The following is an 18251-nucleotide window of genomic DNA, read 5'->3' on the forward strand; positions in this document are numbered from 1 at the left end:
CCGGCGGAACCGGCAGCCACCCGATCCGGCGGAACCGGCGGCCGCCGGAACCCACCACGGCGCCCCAGCTCACCTCTTCCGCAGCGACAGCAACGCTTCCAGGTTCCTCCGAGAGCCCTCATCCCCCAACGCGGCCCCCGACCGGTACCACCGCTCCGACTCCTCCTCGTCCCCCATGAAGTCGTAGTGGTCCCCCAACCCGCCCATCGCCTCGGCGTGCCCGAGGTCAGCGGCCTTCCGGTACCACTCGGCCGCCTCCTCGTGCTCGTCCCCGTGGTACAGGAACTGCCCGAACGCGGTCATCGCCTCCACGTCACCGCTCTCGGCGGCCCGCCGGAACCACGTCTCGGCCTCGGCCAGCCTCTCGTCGTCCTCCTCGTACCGCGGGGTGAGCAGGTCACCCAACTCGATCATCGCCCGCACGTCGCCCGCGTCCGCGGCGATCCTCAACCCGGCTTCGTCGGTCACGCCGCCATTCTGGCCGACCCGATGTCCGCCAGCACCGCCTCGGCCGCCCGGCGCCCGGACACCAGCGCCCCCTGGATCGAACTGGTGTCCCGGTGGTCCCCGCACACGTACTTCCTGCCACCGACCCGCACGGGCAGCCGGAACCGGTGCGGCGCGGGCATTCCCGGCAGCGCGCGGGGGATCGAGTACCGGGCCAGCAGCTCCCACGAACCGGCGTCCACCCCGTAGAGCTTCCCGACCTCGGCGCGCACGTCCGCCTCCCCCGCCGACGCGTCGAGCACCGAGGCCTGCACCAGCGGCCCACCGCACGGCACCACCTCGGAGATCACCGCGGTGTTCACCACGAGCCCGCCGTCCCCGTCCACGACGAGCGTGGGGTCCCGCAGCGGCGACTCGGGCGGCCGGAAGTACCACGTGGTCACCCCGTTCCACGACGGCTCGCGCAGCCCCGGCAGCAACCGGGCCGCCACGCTGCCGTCGGTGGCTACCACCACGGCGTCGGCCTCGACCCGCTCCCCGCCCGCCAGCTCCACGCCGTCGTCGCTCACGCGCACGACCTCCTCCCCCAGCCGCACCGCCCCCGCCGGGAGCCGGGAGGCCAGCTGGCGCGGCAAGGCGGCCATGCCGTCGGCGGGCAGCGCCGCGCCGCCGCGCGCGAAGCTGCGCCACACCAGGTGGAAGAAGCGCGAGGACGTGCTCAGCCCGGACTCCAGGAACACCCCGGCCAGGAACGGCCGCAGCACCGCGTCGACGGCCCGGTCGGACAGCCGCCACCGCTTCAGCTCCTCGGCGGTGGTCCGGTCGGTGGAGTCCACGATCGACCGGTCCGGCCCGAGCCAGTCGCGCGCCGACACCGCTCCGAGCGCGAGCAGGTCGCCCACGCCGAGCACCTGCTGCGCCACGGCTCCCTGCCACGCGGACCGGCCGGTGCGCGGGTCGGCGAGCAGGTCGTGCCGCCCGCCCTGGTGCACGAACGCGCCGGACCGCAGCGGACGCAGGTCGAGGGCCGCGAGGTCGAACCGCCGCACGACCTCGGGGTAGGCGGGCAGCAGGATCTGGAAGCCGCGGTCCACCCGGACACCGTCCACGACGTCCGTGCGCACGCGACCGCCGACGTCGTCACCGGCCTCCAGCACCGACACCGACACCCCGTTGCGCGACAGCACCTCCGCCGCGCTCAGCCCGGCCAGGCCAGCACCAACCACCACGACATCAGCCATGGGCCGACGCTAACCGGCCCCCACCTCCCCCGCACGACGACGATCAGCTGCCCAGTGCCGTGCGCAGGGCGGTCACGTCGTGGCCCGCGTCGGCCAGCAGCGGCCCGACCGGTCCGTCGAGCAGGACGGCGACGAGGTCCTCGGTGCCGACGGCGGAGGCCCCCCGGTCGGCGACCCGCAGCCGGGCGGCGTTCACGCTCCGGCGGGCCTCCGCGCCCAGCGCCACGGACTCCCCGAGCGGTGCGGGCGCGACCCGGACCAGGGGCAGGAGGCCGGGCAGGTCGACGCCGTGGGCGTGCAGCACCTCCAGCGCCGCGCGGTCCGGCAGGCGGTGGCCCGACCACTCGACGAGCCGGTCCAGCGACAGCAGCCCCAGCAGCAGGTCGACCGGTTCGACCTCGGCGCCACCGCGCCGGACGGCCTGCCGCGACGCCTCGGCGATGACCGCCGTCAGCACCGGCGAGCCGACCCCGGAGGACAGCCAGCGCATCACGAGCCCCGGCTTGCCGCCGAACGCGCCGGACTTGCGCAGCACGGCGACGGACAGGGGCTCGGAGGGGTCGTCCAGGGCCGGGTCGACGGCCGCGGCCACCGCGTCGGCGTCGATCCGCCGCAGCCGCAGCGCTTCCACGGCTCGGCTCCCCCGCAGGTCCAGCAGGCCGAGCAGCAGGTGCGAGGGCAGGACGGGGTCGGTCCCGGCGTGGACGAACGCGCGGCGCAGGCACGCCCGCAGCGCCGGGGTGGGTGGGGGCGGCTGGCCCACGATGCGACCGCGCTTGCGGGTGGTGTAGTGGGCTTCGCGGAGCGCGGCGGTGACGAGCGCGTCGGCCTCCTGCTCCGGCGGCTCGGTCTCGTCGTCCGCGCTGACCCAGTGCGGCGGGTCCAGGGAGGCGATCACCCCCATGAGGCTCCCGGCGTCGCGCGCGCCCGGCGTGAGCGCCCTGGCGGTGGACGCCTCGGCGTTCAGCATCACGAACAGCAGGTGGTCGGTCGCGGTCACCTCGTGGTCGAGCCGGGCCGCGCGGGCCAGCGCGCGGGACAGGAGGGTGGTCGCGTCGGTGGTGGGTTCGCCTGGGTGCATGTCGGCACGCTACGAACCGCGCGGGCACGGGCGCGTGTGCCGATCGACCGCGGATCGTGGCCGATCGGCCATCGCGGACGGCCGATCGGCGCGCGGGGCCCGTGCGAGGATCGGTGTCCCGGCGAGTGTTCCTGGAGGACTGGTGCGGCAGAACCCGCCGTGGCGGATCGGGTGGCGCGACACGGCGCTCGTGGTGGTGGTCCTCGCCCTCGGTGCCGTTCCGGCGCTGCTGGGCGAGCACGTGCCGTTGTGGACGGTCGCGCTGGCGTCCGTCGGCGGCGCGGCGCTCGTGGTGCTGCGCACGCGGTGGCCGCTGGCGTGCCTGCTGGGCACGATCCCGCTGTTCGCGCTGCCCTCGCTGGTCCCGGTGCTGTGCACGGCCGTCATCGCGTTCACGGCGGGCAGGCGGTCCAGGCCCGTGTGGCGGTTCTGGCTGGCCGTGGCGACCACCGGCGCGGCGGGGCTGCTGCTGTCGCTGCTGTTCGAGGAGCGGCGCGACGGCGGACTGCTCGCCGCCGCGGTGGGGTCGTTCGTGTTCCTGATCGGGATCCCGGCGCTGGCGGGCACGCTGCTGGGCGGGCGGCGGCCGATGGTGCGGCTGCTCAAGGAGCGCAACGAGTACCTGGAGCGCGCGCGGGCGCTGACCGCCGCGCGGGCCCGCGCGGACGAGCGGACGCGCATCGCGGGCGAGATGCACGACCTGCTGGGCCACCGGCTCAGCCTGATCTCGATGCACGCGGGCGCGCTGGAACTCGGCGCCGCGGACGCCGCGCCGAAGGTGAGCGACCAGGCCAGGCTGCTGCGCACCACGGCGGCCACGGCGTTGACCGAGCTGCGGCAGATCCTGGGCGTGCTGGGCGTGTCGTCGGACGGGCTGGACGAGCAGACCGGGACGCGCGCCGACCTGGCGGCGCTGGTGGAGCAGTCGCGCGGCGCGGGCGTGGCCGTGGAGCTGGCGTGGACGGGCGGTGACCTGGACGACGTCGACGCGCGGACCCGCTACGCCGTGCACCGGGCCGTGCGCGAGGGCCTGACGAACGTCCACCGGCACGCGCTCACGGCCCGCGCGACCGTGGAGGTGCGCCGCACGGAGGACCGGGTGCTGGTGACCGTGGCGAACGGGCCGGAGGCCCTGGCGCGGCGGACCCCGCCGGGCACCCGGCGCGGACTCGCGGGGGTCGAGGAGCGCGCGGTGCTGCTGGGCGGCTCGTTCACCGCGGGCCCCACGCCCGAGCGGGGCTTCCGGCTGGCCGTGGACCTGCCGGTGCGGCCGGGCGAGCCCGTGCTGGACGAGGCGGTGCCGCCGCCGGGGACCGAACCACCGGAGGTGATCACCGCGCAGGTGCTCACCGCGCCCAGGCTGGTCGGCGCGGGCTGCCTCGCGGTGCTGCTCGCCACCCCGTTCGTGATCGCTCTGGTGGGAGTGGTGATCACGCTCGTCGTAGGGTGACGAGCGTGATCCGACTGCTCATCGCCGACGACGAGGCGTTGATGCGCGCGGGCATCTCGATGATCGTCGAGCACGCCCCGGACATCGAGGTCGTCGCCGAGGTCGCGGACGGGCGCGCGGCCGTCGCGGGCTGCCGCGAGCACCGGGTGGACGTGGCGCTGCTGGACATCCGGATGCCCGGCGGCGACGGGCTGACGGCGGCGGCCGACATCGCCCGCCACCACCCGGCCACGAACGTGGTGGTGCTGACGACGTTCGGCGAGGACCGCTACGTCGCCGAGGCCCTCAGGGCCGGTGCCGTGGGCTTCCTGCTCAAGGACACCGGTCCCGCCGACCTGATCCAGGCGATCCGCGTCGCGGCGCGCGGCGAGTCCGTGCTCGCGCCGACGATCGTCCGCAGGCTGGTCGACCGCTTCCTGGTGCCCGACAGCGCCGAGTCGGCCAGGAAGCGGCTGGAGCGGCTCAGCCCGGCCGAACGCGACGTGCTGCGCGAGGTCGCCACCGGGGCGTCCAACGCGGAGATCGCCGCCGCCCTGTACATGGCGTCGGGCACGGTGAAGGCCCACATCAGCCGGATCCTCACCAAGCTCGACTGCGCGAACCGCGTGCAGGCGGCGATCCTCGCCCACGAGGCCGGACTCCACTAGCGGGCGGCTCAGCGGGTCCGGTAGTGCGCGTGGAGCAGTCCGCTGGGGAAGGAGCGCTCCTCGACCAGGTCGAGGTCCAGGCGCACGCCGTCGGGGAAGAACCGCTTGCCGCCGCCGACCACGCTCGTGGTGATGAACAGGTGGTACTCGTCCACCAGCCCCGCCTTGATCGCCTGGGCGGCGAGGGTCGGGCCGTCGACGGTGAGGTCGTGCTCGGCCTCGGCCTTGAGCGCGCGGACCGCCTCCGGGTCGAACGTCCGCTCGATCCTGGTCTTCTCGCTGGACACCGACTCCAGCGTCGTGGAGTACACGACCTTCTCCGCGGCCCGCCAGTCGCGCCCGTACTGGAGGATGTGCGGCGGCACGTCCGGCTTGGTGTGCACGGTCTCCCAGAAGAGCATCGTCTCGTACATCCGCCTGCCGTAGAGGTACGTGCCGACGGGCCGGAAGAGGTCGTTGATGAAGGTGTGCACCTCCTCGTCCTCGGCACCGGTGCCGAGGTCGCCCTCCGCCGCCTCGGCGTAGCCGTCGAGCGAGGTGATCATCGAGTAGATGAGCTTGGCCATGCGTCTCCTCCGGGTTCGAGCACGCCGGCCTTCCGGCGGCCCTGAACCCTATGACCTCAGCACGACCGAGAACTCATCGTCTGCGCGGTGACCCGCGTCGCAAACCGGTCATCCACGTCCAGTGCGGGGTGCACGGCTCGTCCCGGATCAACCAGGGCGAACGCCGGTTCGGGTTGCCCGCCGAGCAGAAGATCAAGCGCGGTGCCCCCGCGAGCGTGCGGGCGTCGTCGACGGATTCCCGACGCAGGACACTAGAAGTACGTACCGGACCACGGCGCGCGGGCCGTCGCGAACAGCGCGTCCGCGCGGGCCGGCGCCGCACCGTCGAGCACGTCGATCCGGCCCGCCCCCGCCAGCTCGGTGAACGACACGTCGCCGAGGTAGGTCGCGCCCAGCAGGTCCACGTCCAGGCTCACGTCGGCCGCGGCGGTCGTGCGCTCGACGCCGTCCGGGGTGATCCGGTACGCGCCGTCGTTGTCCGGCAGGTACCGGTCGCGGACCTCCAGCACCACGGGCTCGGCCGAGCCGTACCCGCGGGCGGCCAGCGCGGCGGGCACGTCGACCAGCCGCAGCCACGTCTCGTCCTCGACGTCGGTCACCTTCACCGCGCGCCGGTCCACCACCAGCCATTCGAGTGGCTCGTCGAGCGGTCGCAGCTCGCCGACGACCTGGTCCACGACGTCGACGCGGAACACGAAGCGCCACAGCTCCGCCCACACCTCGGGGGTGGTGGCGACGAGGTCCTCGACGGTGAGCACGGACGGGCTGCCGGAGTCGCCCATGCCGCCCTTGACCGAGTACACGACGTACCCGTCGTCGCCGTCCGCGCCGCGGTGCACCGCCATGCGGGAGTTGTCGTAGCGCAGCGCGCGGTCGACGTTCATCGTCCACCACGCGGGCCAGCGCGACGTCATGCCCGGCCGCGTCAGCCCCGCCCTGGTGTAGACCTCGGGCGCCACCACCACGGCGGTGTCCAGGTCCACCAGCCGGATCCGCCCGCCCGTGCCCGCCGACGGCGCAGGCGTGACGCGGTGCCGGTCGAGCTTGAGCTGCCTGCCGCGGGACGCGACGCCGTACCCGAACCGGCCGTAGATCACGGCCTCGGAGGCGCGCAGGACCGACACGACCTCGCCCGCCTCGCGGAAGGCCTGGAACTGCCTGCGCATCAGGGCGCTCAGCACACCGCGCCGCGTCCAGTCCGCGCGCACACCGACCCGGCTGACCGCCGCCGCCGGCACCTCGGCCCCACCGGGCACGGCCAGCAGCGCGGGCCACGACTGGGCGGTGCCGATCATCTCGTCGTCCTGGAACGCGCCGAACGCCCGACCGGGGTCGTAGGAGCGCTTGACGTGCTCCCACCTGTCGTCCTCGGCGGGGGCGCTGTGCAGCGAGCCGCGGAAGAGGGAGTGCGCGGTGCGGTAGTTCGATTCGTCGAGGACGCGGATGTCATGGTCGGCCACACGGGGGATCCTGCCTCGTGGGCAGGCCGAGCGCGACCGAGTATTCGACGCGGAAGGGCCACCGGGGCGGTGCCCCGGTGGCCCTTCCGCTCGTCAGAGGGTCAGCCGGTGGGCTGGCCGACCTCGTACTCGCCGTCAGCGGTCTTGACGGTGATCTTGACCTTCTTCTCGTTCCCGCCGACCTGGACGGTGCAGTCGAAGGTGGCCCCCACCTTGACCTGGTGCTCACCGGAGCAGGTGGCGCTCTCGACGTCCGGGATCTTGTACTCGTCCTTCAGGATCGAGACGACGCCCTTCTGCACCTCGGCGTTGTCGAACACCTTGGTGACGAAGAAGCCGGGCGCCACGAAGCCGGTGATGCCGACCGCGGCCGCCACGAGCACGACCAGGGCCACCACGACCCACAGGACCGCGCCCGACTTCTTGGGCTGCTGGCCGTACGGGTCGCCCTGGCCGTACGGGTTCTGCTGCTGCCCGTACGGGTTCTGCTGGCCGTAGGGGTTCTGCTGCTGCCCGAACTGACCGCCCTGCGGCGGCGTGCCGTACGGGTTCGGCTGCCCGAACTGGCCACCCTGCTGGGGCGTGCCGTACGGGTTGCTCTGCACCTGCTGGGTGGGGTCGTAACCACCACCCGGCGGGGCGTACGGGTTCTGCACCTGCTGGGTCGGGTCGTAGCCGCCCGGCGGCTGCTGCGGCGCCGCGTACGGGTTCGGCTGCTGCTGCGCGCTCGGGTCGTAGTTGCCCTGCGGGTGCACCTGCGTCGCTTGCTCGTGCGGAGGCAACTGCCCCCACTGCGGCTGCTGCTGCGGGTCGGGCTGCCCGTAGGGGTTCTGAGCGGGGAACCCGCCCGACGGAGTGCCGGAGTACCCACCACCCTGCTGCGGGGGCTGCTGGCCCCACTGCGGCTGCTGCTGCGGGTCGTTCCCTCCGGACGGACCGTACGGACTGGTCATGCTCGGCCTCCGGAGATCGGTTCGCGCACACGTGTGACGCGCTACAGGTTGCGGGCGCGATCAAACCACAGGACGGGCCACCCGACCCATCCGCCCCGCCAAGCTTTCCCAGACCGTGGCCAAGACCACCACCTGTGTCAACCAGGACGGAACCACCACACGCCCCTCAGTTGTGAACCAGACCATTCGACCACCAACAGCCGACCAGCACCAGCGACCACCACCCCCCATCCCCGAGCAGACCAGGACAACCGGGTGGCGACCACGGGAGCAACGGCCTTCCCCTCCCCGCCCACCAGGGGGCAGAAGGACGCCGACGACGGACCGTGGCCGGGGTGACGTGGGGTTTCGAGCCGTGAAAGGGGGTGATCGGACAGGCCTTCGACCTGGCCTTCAGCCCGATCGAAGGCTCACAGGAGAGCACTGGGACCACCTCGGCCGCACCGCGCTGGAACAGGCAGCCACCCACCCCAGGGCGGCACCGAGCGCGCCACGCCGCGCCCGGCCCACCCGACCTGCGACCCCTACACCGTCGCCATCGCCACGACACCCCGCCGAAGCGCCTCCACGGCCTTCCCGGCAGCAGCCCCCACCGGATCCCCGTGGCCCATCACGTTCCGGATCTGGTCCAGCAGGTCCACCACCTGCCGACACCACCGCACGAAGTCCCCGGCCCCCAACTCCGTACCCCCGGTGTCCCCGGAATCGAGCACCTTCTCCAACGACTCCCCCCGAGCCCACCGGTACACGGGCCAGGCGAACCCCGGATCCGGCTGCCGGGTCCGGTCCAACCGGTGCCGCCGCTCGTCGTCCTCGATCTCCGCCCACAACCGAGCCGTGGCCAACATCGCGTCCGAGATCGGCCCACCGGGCAGACTCGTCTCCACCGGCCCGTCCCGCCGAGCCTCGTACACCAGCGACGACACCACGGCCGCCAGCTCGGCAGGGCCGAGCCCCTTCCACACCCCGTGGCGCAGGCACTCGGCGGCGAGCAGGTCGGACTCCCCGTAGATCCGGGTGATCCGCTTCCCGTGCTCCGTGACCTCCTCACCGGGCCCGTTCTCGTGCGCCTCCAGGTACCCGCGCTCCCGCAGCAGGGCCCGGATCCGGTCGAACTCCCGAGCCAACGAGTGCGTGGTGGCGGCGACCTTCCGCTCCACCAGCTCCGTCTCCTGGAGCAACCGGTGGTACCGCTCCCCCCACCGGGCGTGGTCCTCCCGCTTCTCACACGCGTTGCAGGGATGCGCCCGCAGGGCCCGCCGCAACGTCGCCAGCTCGGCGTCGTCATCCGCCGTCGTCTTCCGCCGACGCACGGTGGGCACCTGGATGCCGGTGTTCCGCACCGTCGCCGCCAGGTCCCGGCGGGACTTCGGCGACCGCACGTCGACCTGCTTGGGCAGCTTGATGTGCCCGAGCACCTCCACGGCGACCGGGAAGTCGGCCGACGACAGCCGCCCGGCCCACCGGTCCTCCGTCACGACCAGCGGCCGAGCCTCACCCATCGGCTCGTGCCCCGGATCGATCACCACGGCCAGCCCGGACCGCCGCCCGGACGGCACCGCGATCACGTCGCCCTTGCGCAGCCGCTCCAGCGACGCCGCCGCCTCGGCCCGCTTCGACGAGCTGTTCTGCTTCGAGAGCGCCTTCTCCCGCTCCGTCACCCTCCGCCGCAGCGCCGCGTACTCGGTGAAGTCGCCGAGGTGGCACGTCATGGCCTCGGCGTACCCCTCCAGCGCCTCCCGGTTGCGCTCGATCCGGCGGGCCAGCCCGACCACGGACCGGTCGGCCTGGAACTGCGCGAACGACTGCTCCAGCAGGTCGCGGGCCTTGGCCGCGCCGAGCGCGTGCACGAGGTTGACCGCCATGTTGTAGCCGGGCCGGAACGACGACCGCAGCGGGAAGGTGCGCGTGGACGCCAGCCCGGCGACCTGCTTGGGGTCGACACCGGGCTGCCACACCACGACGGCGTGCCCCTCGACGTCGATCCCCCGCCGCCCCGCACGCCCCGTGAGCTGCGTGTACTCACCGGGGTTGAGGTCGACGTGCGCCTCGCCGTTGTACTTGACCAGCTTCTCCAGCACGACCGTGCGCGCGGGCATGTTGATGCCCAGGGCCAGGGTCTCGGTCGCGAACACGACCTTCACCAGGCCCCGGACGAACAGCTCCTCGACGGTCTCCTTGAACGCGGGCAGCAGCCCGGCGTGGTGGCTCGCGACCCCCCGTTCGAGGGCTTCGCGCCACTCCCAGTACCCGAGGACGCGCAGGTCGGGCTCGGGCAGGTCCTTGGTCTTCTCGTCGATGATGCCGCGGATGACCTCGGCTTCCTCCATCGTGTTCAACCGCAGACCGGACCGCATGCACTGCGCCACGGCCGCGTCGCACCCGGCGCGGCTGAACACGAAGTCGATCGCGGGCAGCAGGTTGGCCGCCTGGAGCCGGTCGATGATCTCCAGCCGCGACGGCGGCTTGAACCCGGAGCCGCGCGGCGCCCCGCGCCCGCCCCTGTCCTTGTTGTTGCGCGACCGGCTCCAGGGCACGTGGAAGCGGGCCAGGTCCTCGGTGTGCCGCAGGAGCTGCGGGTTGATCCGCGCCTCGCCGTCGGTGTTCTCCCCGATGAACAGGTCGAACATCCGGCCGCCCGCCATCATGTGCTGCCACAGCGGCACGGGGCGGTGCTCGTCCACGACGACCTTGGTGTCGCCGCGCACCTCGACCAGCCACTCGCCGAACTCCTCGGCGTTGCTGACCGTCGCGGACAGGCCGATGAGCTGCACCTGGTCCGGCAGGTGCAGGATCACCTCCTCCCACACGGCGCCGCGGAAGCGGTCCGCGAGGTAGTGGATCTCGTCCATGACGACGTAGGCGAGGCCTTCGAGGGTGTGCGAGTTCGCGTAGAGCATGTTGCGCAGCACCTCGGTGGTCATGACGACCACGGGCGCGTTGCCGTTCACGGACGTGTCGCCGGTCAGCAGGCCCACCGACTTGGCGCCGTAGCGAGCGACCAGGTCGGCGTACTTCTGGTTCGACAGCGCCTTGATCGGTGTCGTGTAGAAGCACTTCAGGCCCTGCGCCAGCGCGAGGTGCACGGCGAACTCGCCGACCACCGTCTTGCCCGCGCCGGTGGGGGCGCAGACGAGCGCCCCGTGCCCCTCCTCCAGCGCTTCGCAGGCGACGCGCTGGAACGGGTCGAGGTCGAACGAGAGCACGGACAGGAAGTCCGTCAGACGCGGATGGGATGCCCGGCGCCGGGAGTCGGCGTACGCGGACGCCGGGGACCGGGAGGAGGGAGCGTTCGAGCGAGGAGCCACACCTCAAGGCTGTCACACGGCACCGACAAAAGCGGTGAAGATATCCGGGGCCCGGCGGGGTGTCCGGGCTTCCCGTCCGCAGTCGGGGGGTGCTGGGGACGGGAAGCCCGATGGTGCGTGAGCACCTGCCACCATTGTCGCGGACGGCCGTTCGGGCGTTACACCGGATGGCGTACCGGAGTCACCCGTTCTTCGGCATGAGGGCGTACACGCTGGCAGGAGACCCGGAGCCGCCCCTGTTGACGGTGCCGCCGACCAGGATCCAGGCGCCGACGGGCGGCAGGGCGTCGAGGTTGGCGAGGACCTCCAGGCTGATCCGGTGCTCCCGGTAGAGCAGCTTCGACACGGCGAACGTGTCGTCGACGCCCACGTCCGGGCCGAACGTGTCCGTGCCCAGCGCGCCCCGTCGGCCCAGCTTGCCGGTCTCCAGCAGCCACTCGACCGCGGCCACCGAGAACCCGGGCTGGTGCAGGCGGCCGTCGGCGTCGGCGTTCGCGAACGCGGGCGTGCCCCAGCGGGCCTCCCAGCCGGTCTGCAGGACGACGGCGCACTCCGGCGGGATCGGCCCGTGCTCGGCCTCCCACGCCAGCAGGTCGGCGACCGCGACGGCGTGGTCGGGGTCGGCGCACCGCGCCCGGACGTCGACCTTCACGGCGGGCAGGAACAGGTCCTCGGTGTCCAGCTCGTCCGCGCCGGGCTGGTCGGCGTTGAAGTGCGACGGCGCTCCCCAGTGGGTGCCGGTGTGTTCACCCTGCTGGAGCAGCCGCAGGTGGTAGCCGTCCTCGGCGACGGTCGCCACCGTCGTCGCGGTGAACGGCGGGTCGCCGGGGTAGAGCGAGGTGCGGTCCGGGTCGTTGAGGTGGGCGAGGTTCACCACGCGGTAGTCACCGAGCACGACGGTGAGCCCTGGTGAATATTTCTCCCGCGCGCGTCCCCCGCCGGGGAGTCACGGGGTAGTGGATACTGTGAGTCACGTACAAGAGACCACACACGGGGGCAAGACCGCGTCAACACCCATTCGGGTGGTCAGCGCAGGCGGCTCGAACGGGTGTGCGACGATCGTTGCAGGTCAAGCACGACGAAACGGGGATCTGTTGTCCAACCCGCGCCAAGTGGTCAACCAGTGGATGTCCTTCACGGACGGCGAACTGACCGACCACGTCCGACACCTCGTCCGCAACCAGGGCCCGCAGACCACCCAGGTCTGGGCGCAGGTCCGCACCAACGCGGTTCTGGCCGGTCGAGTCCGCGGCACGCTGTCCATCCTGCGCGCGCAGACCAGGGACAGCCGTGACGCCGCCATGTGGACCGCGTGGATCAGCAAGGCGCAGCAGGAGCTGTCGACGCCGCCCCCTGCTCCCGTCGCCGCGCCCGTGGTCGAGGAGCCGGTCACCGAGCCCGTGCCCACCCCGGCCGCCGAGCAGAAGCCCGCGGTCGAGCCGCCGTCGGCGATGGAGAGCACGCTCCAGTTCAGCCTGCCCGACGCGCCGTCGCGGCAGCAGAAGCCGACCAGCGCGGCCCCGGCCGTGATGTTCCAGGCGCCGGGCCAGTAGTCGCAGCCGGACGGGTTCCCGGGGGGTACCCGTCCGGTCCGGTGCTCGGTACGGTCGAGATCGTGGAATTCCAGGACGTGGTGCGCCGCAGGCGGATGGTCCGCACGTTCACCCCCGACCCGGTGTCCCCGGAGAGCCTCGACCGGATCCTGCACAACGCCACCCGCGGCCCGTCCGCCGGGTTCTCGCAGGGCCAGGCGTTCCTGGTGCTGGAGGGCGCGGAGCTGGAGACCTTCTGGACCGTGGGCGCCGCCTGGGTGCACGAATCGGCCCGCACGGCCCCGCTGGTGATCGTGCCGCTGTCCTCGAAGCGGGTCTACCTCGACCGCTACGCCGAGGACGACAAGGGGTGGACCGACCGCGCCGAGTCCCACTGGCCCGTGCCGTACTGGCACATCGACACCGGCATGGCCGCGCTGCTGATCCTCCAGACGGCGGTGGACGAGGGTCTCGGGGCGGTGTTCTTCGGCATCGACCCGTCGCTCGTCACCGAGTTCCGCGAGGCGTTCGGCGTGCCGGAGGACCACGAGCCCATCGGGGCCATCGCGATCGGGCGCTCGGCCGAGCCGAAGCCCACCAACACCTCGGCGATCACCCGGCGGCGGAGGTCGCTGGACGACGTCGTGCACCGCGGCCGCTGGTAGTCGGGTCACGGGACCGCGGGGAACTCCTCGACGCCGAGCACGCGCAGCAGGTCGAGCCGTTCGCGCGTGGCCGCGTCCGCCGGGGTGAGCACCAGCAGCTGCTGACCCCGGTCCGGGGTGACCAGCGTTTCGCAGTTCATCACCAGGTCGCCCACCCCCGGGTGCACGAACGTCTTGCGGTCCGAACGCCGGACGGCGACCTCGTGCCCGGCCCAGAGCCCGCGGAACTCGGCGCTGGCCTCCACCAACCGCGCGACCAGCCCGGTGACCTCGGGGTCGTCGGGCCGACGGCCCACGACCGCGCGCAGGTCGGCCACGAGCCCCCGGCTGTGGTGCTCCCGCTCCTCCGGCGGGCACAGCTCGCGGGCGGCGGGGTCGGTGAACCAGCGGTGCGCGACGTAGCGCCGGTCGCCGGGCAGACCGGTCTGGTCGCCCGAGAGCAGGACGGCCGCCCGGTTCTGGGCGAGCACCTCCCCCAGGTCGGACAGGACCAGCGCCGGGGTGTCGCCGAGCAGGTCGAGCAGGCGCAGCAGACCCGCGCGGGCCAGGCGCGCCACCCCGTCGGCGGGTGGCGGCTGGTGACCGGCCAGGTGGAACAGGTGGTCGCGCTCGTCGTCGGACAGGCGCAGCGCACGGGCCAGCGCGCCGAGCAGCTGGGTCGACGGCCTGCTGCTGCGCCCCTGCTCCAGGCGCACGACGTAGTCGACCGACATGCCCGCGAGCATCGCCACCTCCTCCCGGCGCAGGCCGGTGGTGCGGCGGCGGGGGCCGTCGGCGAGGCCCACCTCGGCCGGGCGGATCGCCTCCCGCCGCCTGCGCAGGAAGTCGGCGAGCTGGTCGCGCTGCATGGCCCCATGCTGCTCCCCGGCGCCGGTCCCGGCCAGGGAGCCGCGCTCCCACGATGAACGCTCCGCTCCCGCGCCTCCCGGCCAGGGCGCAGGGTGGCAGGCATGACGACGATGAAGACCCGAACGCTGGGCAGGACCGGTCCGACCGTGTCCGCGCTGGGCCTGGGGGCGATGGGCATGTCCGACGCCTACGGCCCGACCGACCGCGCCGAGAGCGTGGCCACGGTGCACGCCGCGCTGGACGCGGGCGTCACGCTGATCGACACCGGCGACTTCTACGCCATGGGCCACAACGAACTGCTGCTCGCCGAGGCCCTGCGCGGCCGGGACCGGGACAGCTACGCGCTGAGCGTGAAGTTCGGGATGCTCCGCGGGCCGGGCCACGAGTTCGGCGGGCCCGACAACAGGCCCGAGGCGGTGAAGAACTTCCTGGCGTACTCGCTGACCCGGCTGGGCACCGACCACGTCGACGTCTACCGGCCCGCCCGGCTCGACCCGACCGTGCCGATCGAGGACACGGTGGGCGCGATCAAGGAGATGGTCGAGGCCGGGCACGTGCGGCACATCGGCCTCTCGGAGGTCGACGCGGCGACCGTCCGCCGGGCGCACGCCGTGCACCCGATCTCCGACCTCCAGATCGAGTACTCGCTGCTGTCGCGGGCGGTGGAGGCGGACGTGCTGCCGACGCTGCGGGAACTCGGCATCGGTCTGACCGCGTACGGCGTGCTCGGCCGCGGTCTCCTCTCGGGGACATGGACGCCCGGCAGGCCCGGTGACCACCGCGGCACCACGCCGCGGTTCTCGGCGGGCAACGTGGAGCACAACCTCGCCCTGGTGGAGGCGCTGCGGCGGGTCGCCGAGGCGAAGGGCCGCACCGTCGCCCAGCTGGCCATCGCGTGGGTGGCCGCGCGGGGGGCGGACGTCGTGCCGCTGGTCGGCGCTCGCACCCGTGACCGGCTGGCCGAGGCGCTGCCCGCGGTGGACCCGCACCTCACCGCGGACGACCTCGCCGAGATCGAGGGGGCCGTGCCCGCGGGGTCGGCGCGGGGCGACCGGTACCCGACCGCGCACATGGCGAACCTGGGCGTCGGGAACTAGAACGTCACGACCTGGCGGATGGCGTCGCCGCAGGCCAGGCGGTCGAAGCCCGCGTTCAGCTCGTCCAGGGCCAGCGTGCCGGACAGGAGTTCCTGCACCGGCAGCTGGCCCGACCGGTACAGCGCGACGAACCGCGGGATGTCCCGGCGGGGCACGCAGGAGCCGAGGTAGCTGCCCTTGAGGGTCCGCTCCTCCGCGACCAGGCTCAGCGCGGGCAGCACCAACCGCCGGTCCGGGTGCGGGAGGCCGACGGTGACCGTCGTGCCGCCCGCCCCCGTGGCCGCGTAGGCCTGCGCCAGGACGTGCTCGCTGCCGGTCGTGTCGATGACCTTGTCGGCCCCTCCTCCGGTCAGGTCGCGCACCGCCTCCACGGCGTCCGGACCGCCCGCGACCTCGTGCGTCGCACCGAGCTTCCGGGCCAGTTCGCGCTTGTGGGCCACCACGTCCACGGCGACGATGGTCGACGCCCCGGCCGCCTTCACGGCCAGCAGCGCGGCCAGTCCGACGCCGCCGAGGCCGAACACGGCCACCCGGTCCCCCGGCGCGACCTGAGCGCTGTGGAACGCCGCCCCGGCCCCCGTCAGGACCGCGCAGCCGAACAGCGCGGCGATCTCGGGCGGCAGGTCGGCGTCCACCCGCGTCGCGGAGGCCGTGGACACCACGGTGTGCTCGGCGAAACCGGACACACCGAGGTGGTGGTTCGGCCGGCCTCCGTCCGGCGCCCGCCAGCGCGTGGCGCCGGACAGCAGCGTGCCCGCCCGGTTCGCCGCCGCGCCGGGCTCGCACAGGGCCTGGCGGCCCGCGACGCACTTGCGGCACGACCCGCAGGCGGGCACGAACGACATCACCACGTGGTCGCCGACCGAGAACTCCGCCGTCCCGGGCCCCAACTCCACGACCTCACCCGCGGCCTCGTGCCCCAGGACCATCGGGAGGGGACGCGGGCGGGAGCCGTTGAGCACCGACAGGTCGGAGTGGCACAGCCCGGTCGCGCCGACGCGGACCAGCATCTCGCCGGGGCCGGGCGGGTCGAGGACCAGGTCCTGCACCTCGATCGGCCGGGAGTCGGCGTAGGGGGCCGGACGCCCGGTTTCGAGCAGCACAGCGGCGCGCACGGTCATGCGACCAGCAAACCCGCCATCGCGCCCCGCAGTCCAGTAGGTACTTCCACCGGTTTGCGGGTCGTCCGGTCGACGAACACGTGCACGAAGTGCCCTTCGGCGATCAGCGTGTCGTCGGCCGCCAGGAAGGCGACCTCGTAGCGGACGCTGGAGCGGCCGAGGTGGCCGATGCGGAGGCCGCCGTCCATCGCGTCCGGGAAGGAGAGGGAGGAGCGGTAGTTGCAGTGCGACTCCACGCACAGCCCGATGGCCGAGCCGCCGTGGATGTCCAGACCGGACTCGATGAGCCAGGTGTTGATCAGGGTGTCCATGAACGCGTAGTGGACGACGTTGTTGACGTGGCCGTACACGTCGTTGTCGTTCCACCGCGTGGGGATCCGCTGCCAGTAGCCGTAGTCGTCGCGCACGCGACGCACCTTACGGGGATCCGGTCGAACCGCTCAGCGCCCGGCGAGGAGATCCAGCTCGGCGAGGATCACGGGGTAGGTCTCGGGGTGGAGTTCGACCAGGCCTTCCACGACGTCGTGCCAGTCGAGTTCGACCAGGTCGCGCACGAGGGCCTGCTCCAGTGGCAGCCTGGTGCGCGCGCGATCGGTGATCGGTCGCGCGGACCTGATGAACCCGTCGTCGTCCTCGTCGAACCCGATGGGCTGGGCCGCTGCGGCGAGCACTTCGGTGAACGTGCGCATCCGCGTCGAGAACCGCCTCACCACGCTCTTCGCCCGCGTAGCGCTGAAGATGGCGTCAGCGCGAGCATCGTCGACGTCCCCCCACGCCTCGTCGCCGTTCACAGTCGAGTGGTCGACGATCCCTTGCGCGAGATCGCGCACCCGCTCGACCAACGCCGTCGTGCGGCCGCGATCCGCCAGGTTCGCGGCGACCGCGAGCAGTGCGGTCAACGGGCGCAGCCGATCCGCGGGTGCGGCGAGCGAGCCGATCTCCGCTTCGACCTCGTCGATCAGCACCCCGCTGCGCGTGGCCTCGGCCACGATCGTCAACGCCGCGATGCGGTGCTCGACCTTCGAGGCGGAGCGCGCGATCGCCTCAGCCCGCGCGAAGTCACCCGCTGCCATCACGACCCGAACGAGTTCCAGCCGCGGCCGCCGCTGGTGGGACGGCTCACCGACCTGCTGGAGAGCGGCTTCGGCGCGATCGACCGAACCGGCGCTGATCGCGCCCTCGGCCACGAAGGCCCACGCGGTTGATCTCGCCAACGGGTCGCGCATGGACGCTGCCGCCAGTTCGGCACGGTCGAGGTCGCGGAAGTCCGCCATGATCCTGACCCAGAGCACCGATCGCCGTTCGTCCTCAGGACTGGTCGCAGCGCGTGCGACGCGTTCGGCGAGGACGAGCAGGTCGGCGCCGCGATCCAGGTCACCGGCCCTCAGCACCGCGGCGGCGACCGACATGATCGAGTCCGAGGCTCCGCTGAGCAGGCCGTGGTTCCGGACCACCGACTCGGCACCGTCGAGATCACCGGCGTCCGCCATCACCTCCGCCATCGACATCAGCGCGGCGATTCTCCCCACGGCGTCGGGGATCTCCCGTGACGAGATCTCGATCTCCCCGATCAACCGGCTGATCCTCGCCTGTTCGCCGGACTGCGTCGCCAGCGCTCCACCGATCCGCGCCAGTCTCGAACAGAGCAGCGCGGCGTCCGTCGTCGTCCTCGCGATCACCTCGGCGCGGTCCGGATCGTGGTCGGCGATCGCCGCGACGACCGACGTCAGGCACCGCTCGCGATCCTCGACCGAGTCGATCAGGTTCACCAACCGCAGAGCCCGGTCGTGATCACCGAGACCTGCTGCGAGGTCGGCGACGGCAGCCGCTTCAC

Annotated in this window: 17 protein-coding genes; 5 read left to right on the plus strand and 12 right to left on the minus strand. The window is 73.0% G+C overall.

What is annotated here, in order from left to right; translation table 11 throughout:
• Positions 1-69: 69 nt before the first annotated feature.
• From AC156L_RS24350 to AC156L_RS24360, 3 genes are read right to left on the minus strand one after another with little or no spacing between them, the layout of a single operon-like run.
• Entirely contained in the window at positions 70-468 is a 399-nt protein-coding gene (locus AC156L_RS24350; protein WP_330875628.1) for a tetratricopeptide repeat protein, read from the minus strand.
• Entirely contained in the window at positions 465-1688 is a 1224-nt protein-coding gene (locus tag AC156L_RS24355) for an NAD(P)/FAD-dependent oxidoreductase (RefSeq protein ID WP_330875629.1), read from the minus strand. The genes AC156L_RS24350 and AC156L_RS24355 overlap by 4 nt, the downstream gene beginning before the upstream one ends.
• 43 nt (positions 1689-1731) lie before the next feature.
• Positions 1732-2769: a Clp protease N-terminal domain-containing protein gene (locus AC156L_RS24360; protein ID WP_330875630.1), complete on the minus strand. Its 1038-nt coding sequence runs from the start codon at positions 2767-2769 to the stop codon at positions 1732-1734.
• 142 nt (positions 2770-2911) lie between these two features.
• On the opposite strand from AC156L_RS24360, the gene AC156L_RS24365 reads away from it, so the two are divergent.
• Together AC156L_RS24365 and AC156L_RS24370 are read left to right on the plus strand one after the other, a co-directional pair.
• Complete coding sequence (locus AC156L_RS24365; RefSeq protein WP_330875631.1) at positions 2912-4219, plus strand: sensor histidine kinase; 1308 nt, start codon at positions 2912-2914, stop codon at positions 4217-4219.
• A gap of 5 nt (positions 4220-4224) precedes the next feature.
• Positions 4225-4866 carry a response regulator transcription factor gene (locus AC156L_RS24370; protein ID WP_330875632.1) on the plus strand — a complete coding sequence of 214 codons (642 nt, stop codon included), beginning with the start codon at positions 4225-4227 and terminating at the stop codon, positions 4864-4866.
• Positions 4867-4874: 8 nt separating this feature from the next.
• On the opposite strand, the gene AC156L_RS24375 is transcribed toward AC156L_RS24370, so the two are convergent.
• The 5 genes from AC156L_RS24375 to AC156L_RS24395 form a co-directional block, all read right to left on the minus strand.
• On the minus strand, positions 4875-5432 hold the full coding sequence (locus tag AC156L_RS24375; protein WP_330875633.1) for a dihydrofolate reductase family protein: 558 nt from the start codon (positions 5430-5432) through the stop codon (positions 4875-4877).
• Between the two features lie 251 nt (positions 5433-5683).
• Complete coding sequence (locus AC156L_RS24380; RefSeq protein ID WP_330875634.1) at positions 5684-6892, minus strand: GNAT family N-acetyltransferase; 1209 nt, start codon at positions 6890-6892, stop codon at positions 5684-5686.
• 101 nt (positions 6893-6993) lie between these two features.
• A complete protein-coding gene (locus AC156L_RS24385; protein WP_330875635.1) occupies positions 6994-7845 on the minus strand; it encodes a DUF4333 domain-containing protein in 852 nt (283 codons plus the stop codon).
• A gap of 524 nt (positions 7846-8369) precedes the next feature.
• Positions 8370-11153 carry a DEAD/DEAH box helicase gene (locus AC156L_RS24390; RefSeq protein ID WP_330875636.1) on the minus strand — a complete coding sequence of 928 codons (2784 nt, stop codon included), beginning with the start codon at positions 11151-11153 and terminating at the stop codon, positions 8370-8372.
• A 181-nt stretch (positions 11154-11334) separates the two neighbouring features.
• Positions 11335-12048 (minus strand): cyclase family protein, encoded by a 714-nt coding sequence (locus AC156L_RS24395; protein WP_330875637.1) that lies wholly within the window; start codon positions 12046-12048, stop codon positions 11335-11337.
• 232 nt (positions 12049-12280) lie between these two features.
• On the opposite strand from AC156L_RS24395, the gene AC156L_RS24400 reads away from it, so the two are divergent.
• Both AC156L_RS24400 and AC156L_RS24405 read left to right on the plus strand, forming a co-directional pair.
• Positions 12281-12706 carry a hypothetical protein gene (locus AC156L_RS24400; protein WP_330875638.1) on the plus strand — a complete coding sequence of 142 codons (426 nt, stop codon included), beginning with the start codon at positions 12281-12283 and terminating at the stop codon, positions 12704-12706.
• Between the two features lie 62 nt (positions 12707-12768).
• Positions 12769-13350, plus strand: coding sequence for a nitroreductase family protein (locus AC156L_RS24405; RefSeq protein ID WP_330875639.1), 582 nt, complete (start codon positions 12769-12771; stop codon positions 13348-13350).
• Between the two features lie 5 nt (positions 13351-13355).
• Here the strand turns inward: AC156L_RS24405 and AC156L_RS24410 are convergent, their stop codons facing one another.
• Positions 13356-14198 (minus strand): helix-turn-helix transcriptional regulator, encoded by an 843-nt coding sequence (locus AC156L_RS24410; RefSeq protein WP_330875640.1) that lies wholly within the window; start codon positions 14196-14198, stop codon positions 13356-13358.
• Positions 14199-14309: 111 nt separating this feature from the next.
• Between AC156L_RS24410 and AC156L_RS24415 the strand changes: the two genes are divergently transcribed.
• The gene (locus tag AC156L_RS24415) at positions 14310-15296 is read left to right on the plus strand and encodes an aldo/keto reductase (protein WP_330875643.1); all 987 of its coding nucleotides are present in this window, start codon (positions 14310-14312) and stop codon (positions 15294-15296) included.
• Here the strand turns inward: AC156L_RS24415 and AC156L_RS24420 are convergent.
• The 3 genes from AC156L_RS24420 to AC156L_RS24430 all read right to left on the minus strand — a co-directional run.
• The gene (locus AC156L_RS24420) at positions 15293-16417 is read right to left on the minus strand and encodes a zinc-dependent alcohol dehydrogenase family protein (protein ID WP_330875641.1); all 1125 of its coding nucleotides are present in this window, start codon (positions 16415-16417) and stop codon (positions 15293-15295) included. The genes AC156L_RS24415 and AC156L_RS24420 overlap by 4 nt on opposite strands.
• A complete protein-coding gene (locus tag AC156L_RS24425; RefSeq protein ID WP_330875642.1) occupies positions 16414-16824 on the minus strand; it encodes an acyl-CoA thioesterase in 411 nt (136 codons plus the stop codon). Before AC156L_RS24425 ends, AC156L_RS24420 begins: the two co-directional genes overlap by 4 nt.
• A 33-nt stretch (positions 16825-16857) precedes the next feature.
• The coding region (locus AC156L_RS24430) for a hypothetical protein (protein WP_484407293.1) at positions 16858-18251 on the minus strand (1394 nt) is incomplete at its 5' end.

The sequence above is a fragment of the Umezawaea sp. genome (assembly GCF_057122925.1).

Coding starts and splice junctions, on each gene's coding strand:
- AC156L_RS24355 (WP_330875629.1), bottom strand. CDS start 1,688: ATGGCTGATGTCGTGGTGGTTGGTGCTGGCCTGGCCGGGCTGAGCGCG.
- AC156L_RS24375 (WP_330875633.1), bottom strand. CDS start 5,432: ATGGCCAAGCTCATCTACTCGATGATCACCTCGCTCGACGGCTACGCC.
- AC156L_RS24410 (WP_330875640.1), bottom strand. CDS start 14,198: ATGCAGCGCGACCAGCTCGCCGACTTCCTGCGCAGGCGGCGGGAGGCG.
- AC156L_RS24360 (WP_330875630.1), bottom strand. CDS start 2,769: ATGCACCCAGGCGAACCCACCACCGACGCGACCACCCTCCTGTCCCGC.
- AC156L_RS24385 (WP_330875635.1), bottom strand. CDS start 7,845: ATGACCAGTCCGTACGGTCCGTCCGGAGGGAACGACCCGCAGCAGCAG.
- AC156L_RS24420 (WP_330875641.1), bottom strand. CDS start 16,417: ATGACCGTGCGCGCCGCTGTGCTGCTCGAAACCGGGCGTCCGGCCCCC.
- AC156L_RS24415 (WP_330875643.1), top strand. CDS start 14,310: ATGAAGACCCGAACGCTGGGCAGGACCGGTCCGACCGTGTCCGCGCTG.
- AC156L_RS24400 (WP_330875638.1), top strand. CDS start 12,281: ATGTCCTTCACGGACGGCGAACTGACCGACCACGTCCGACACCTCGTC.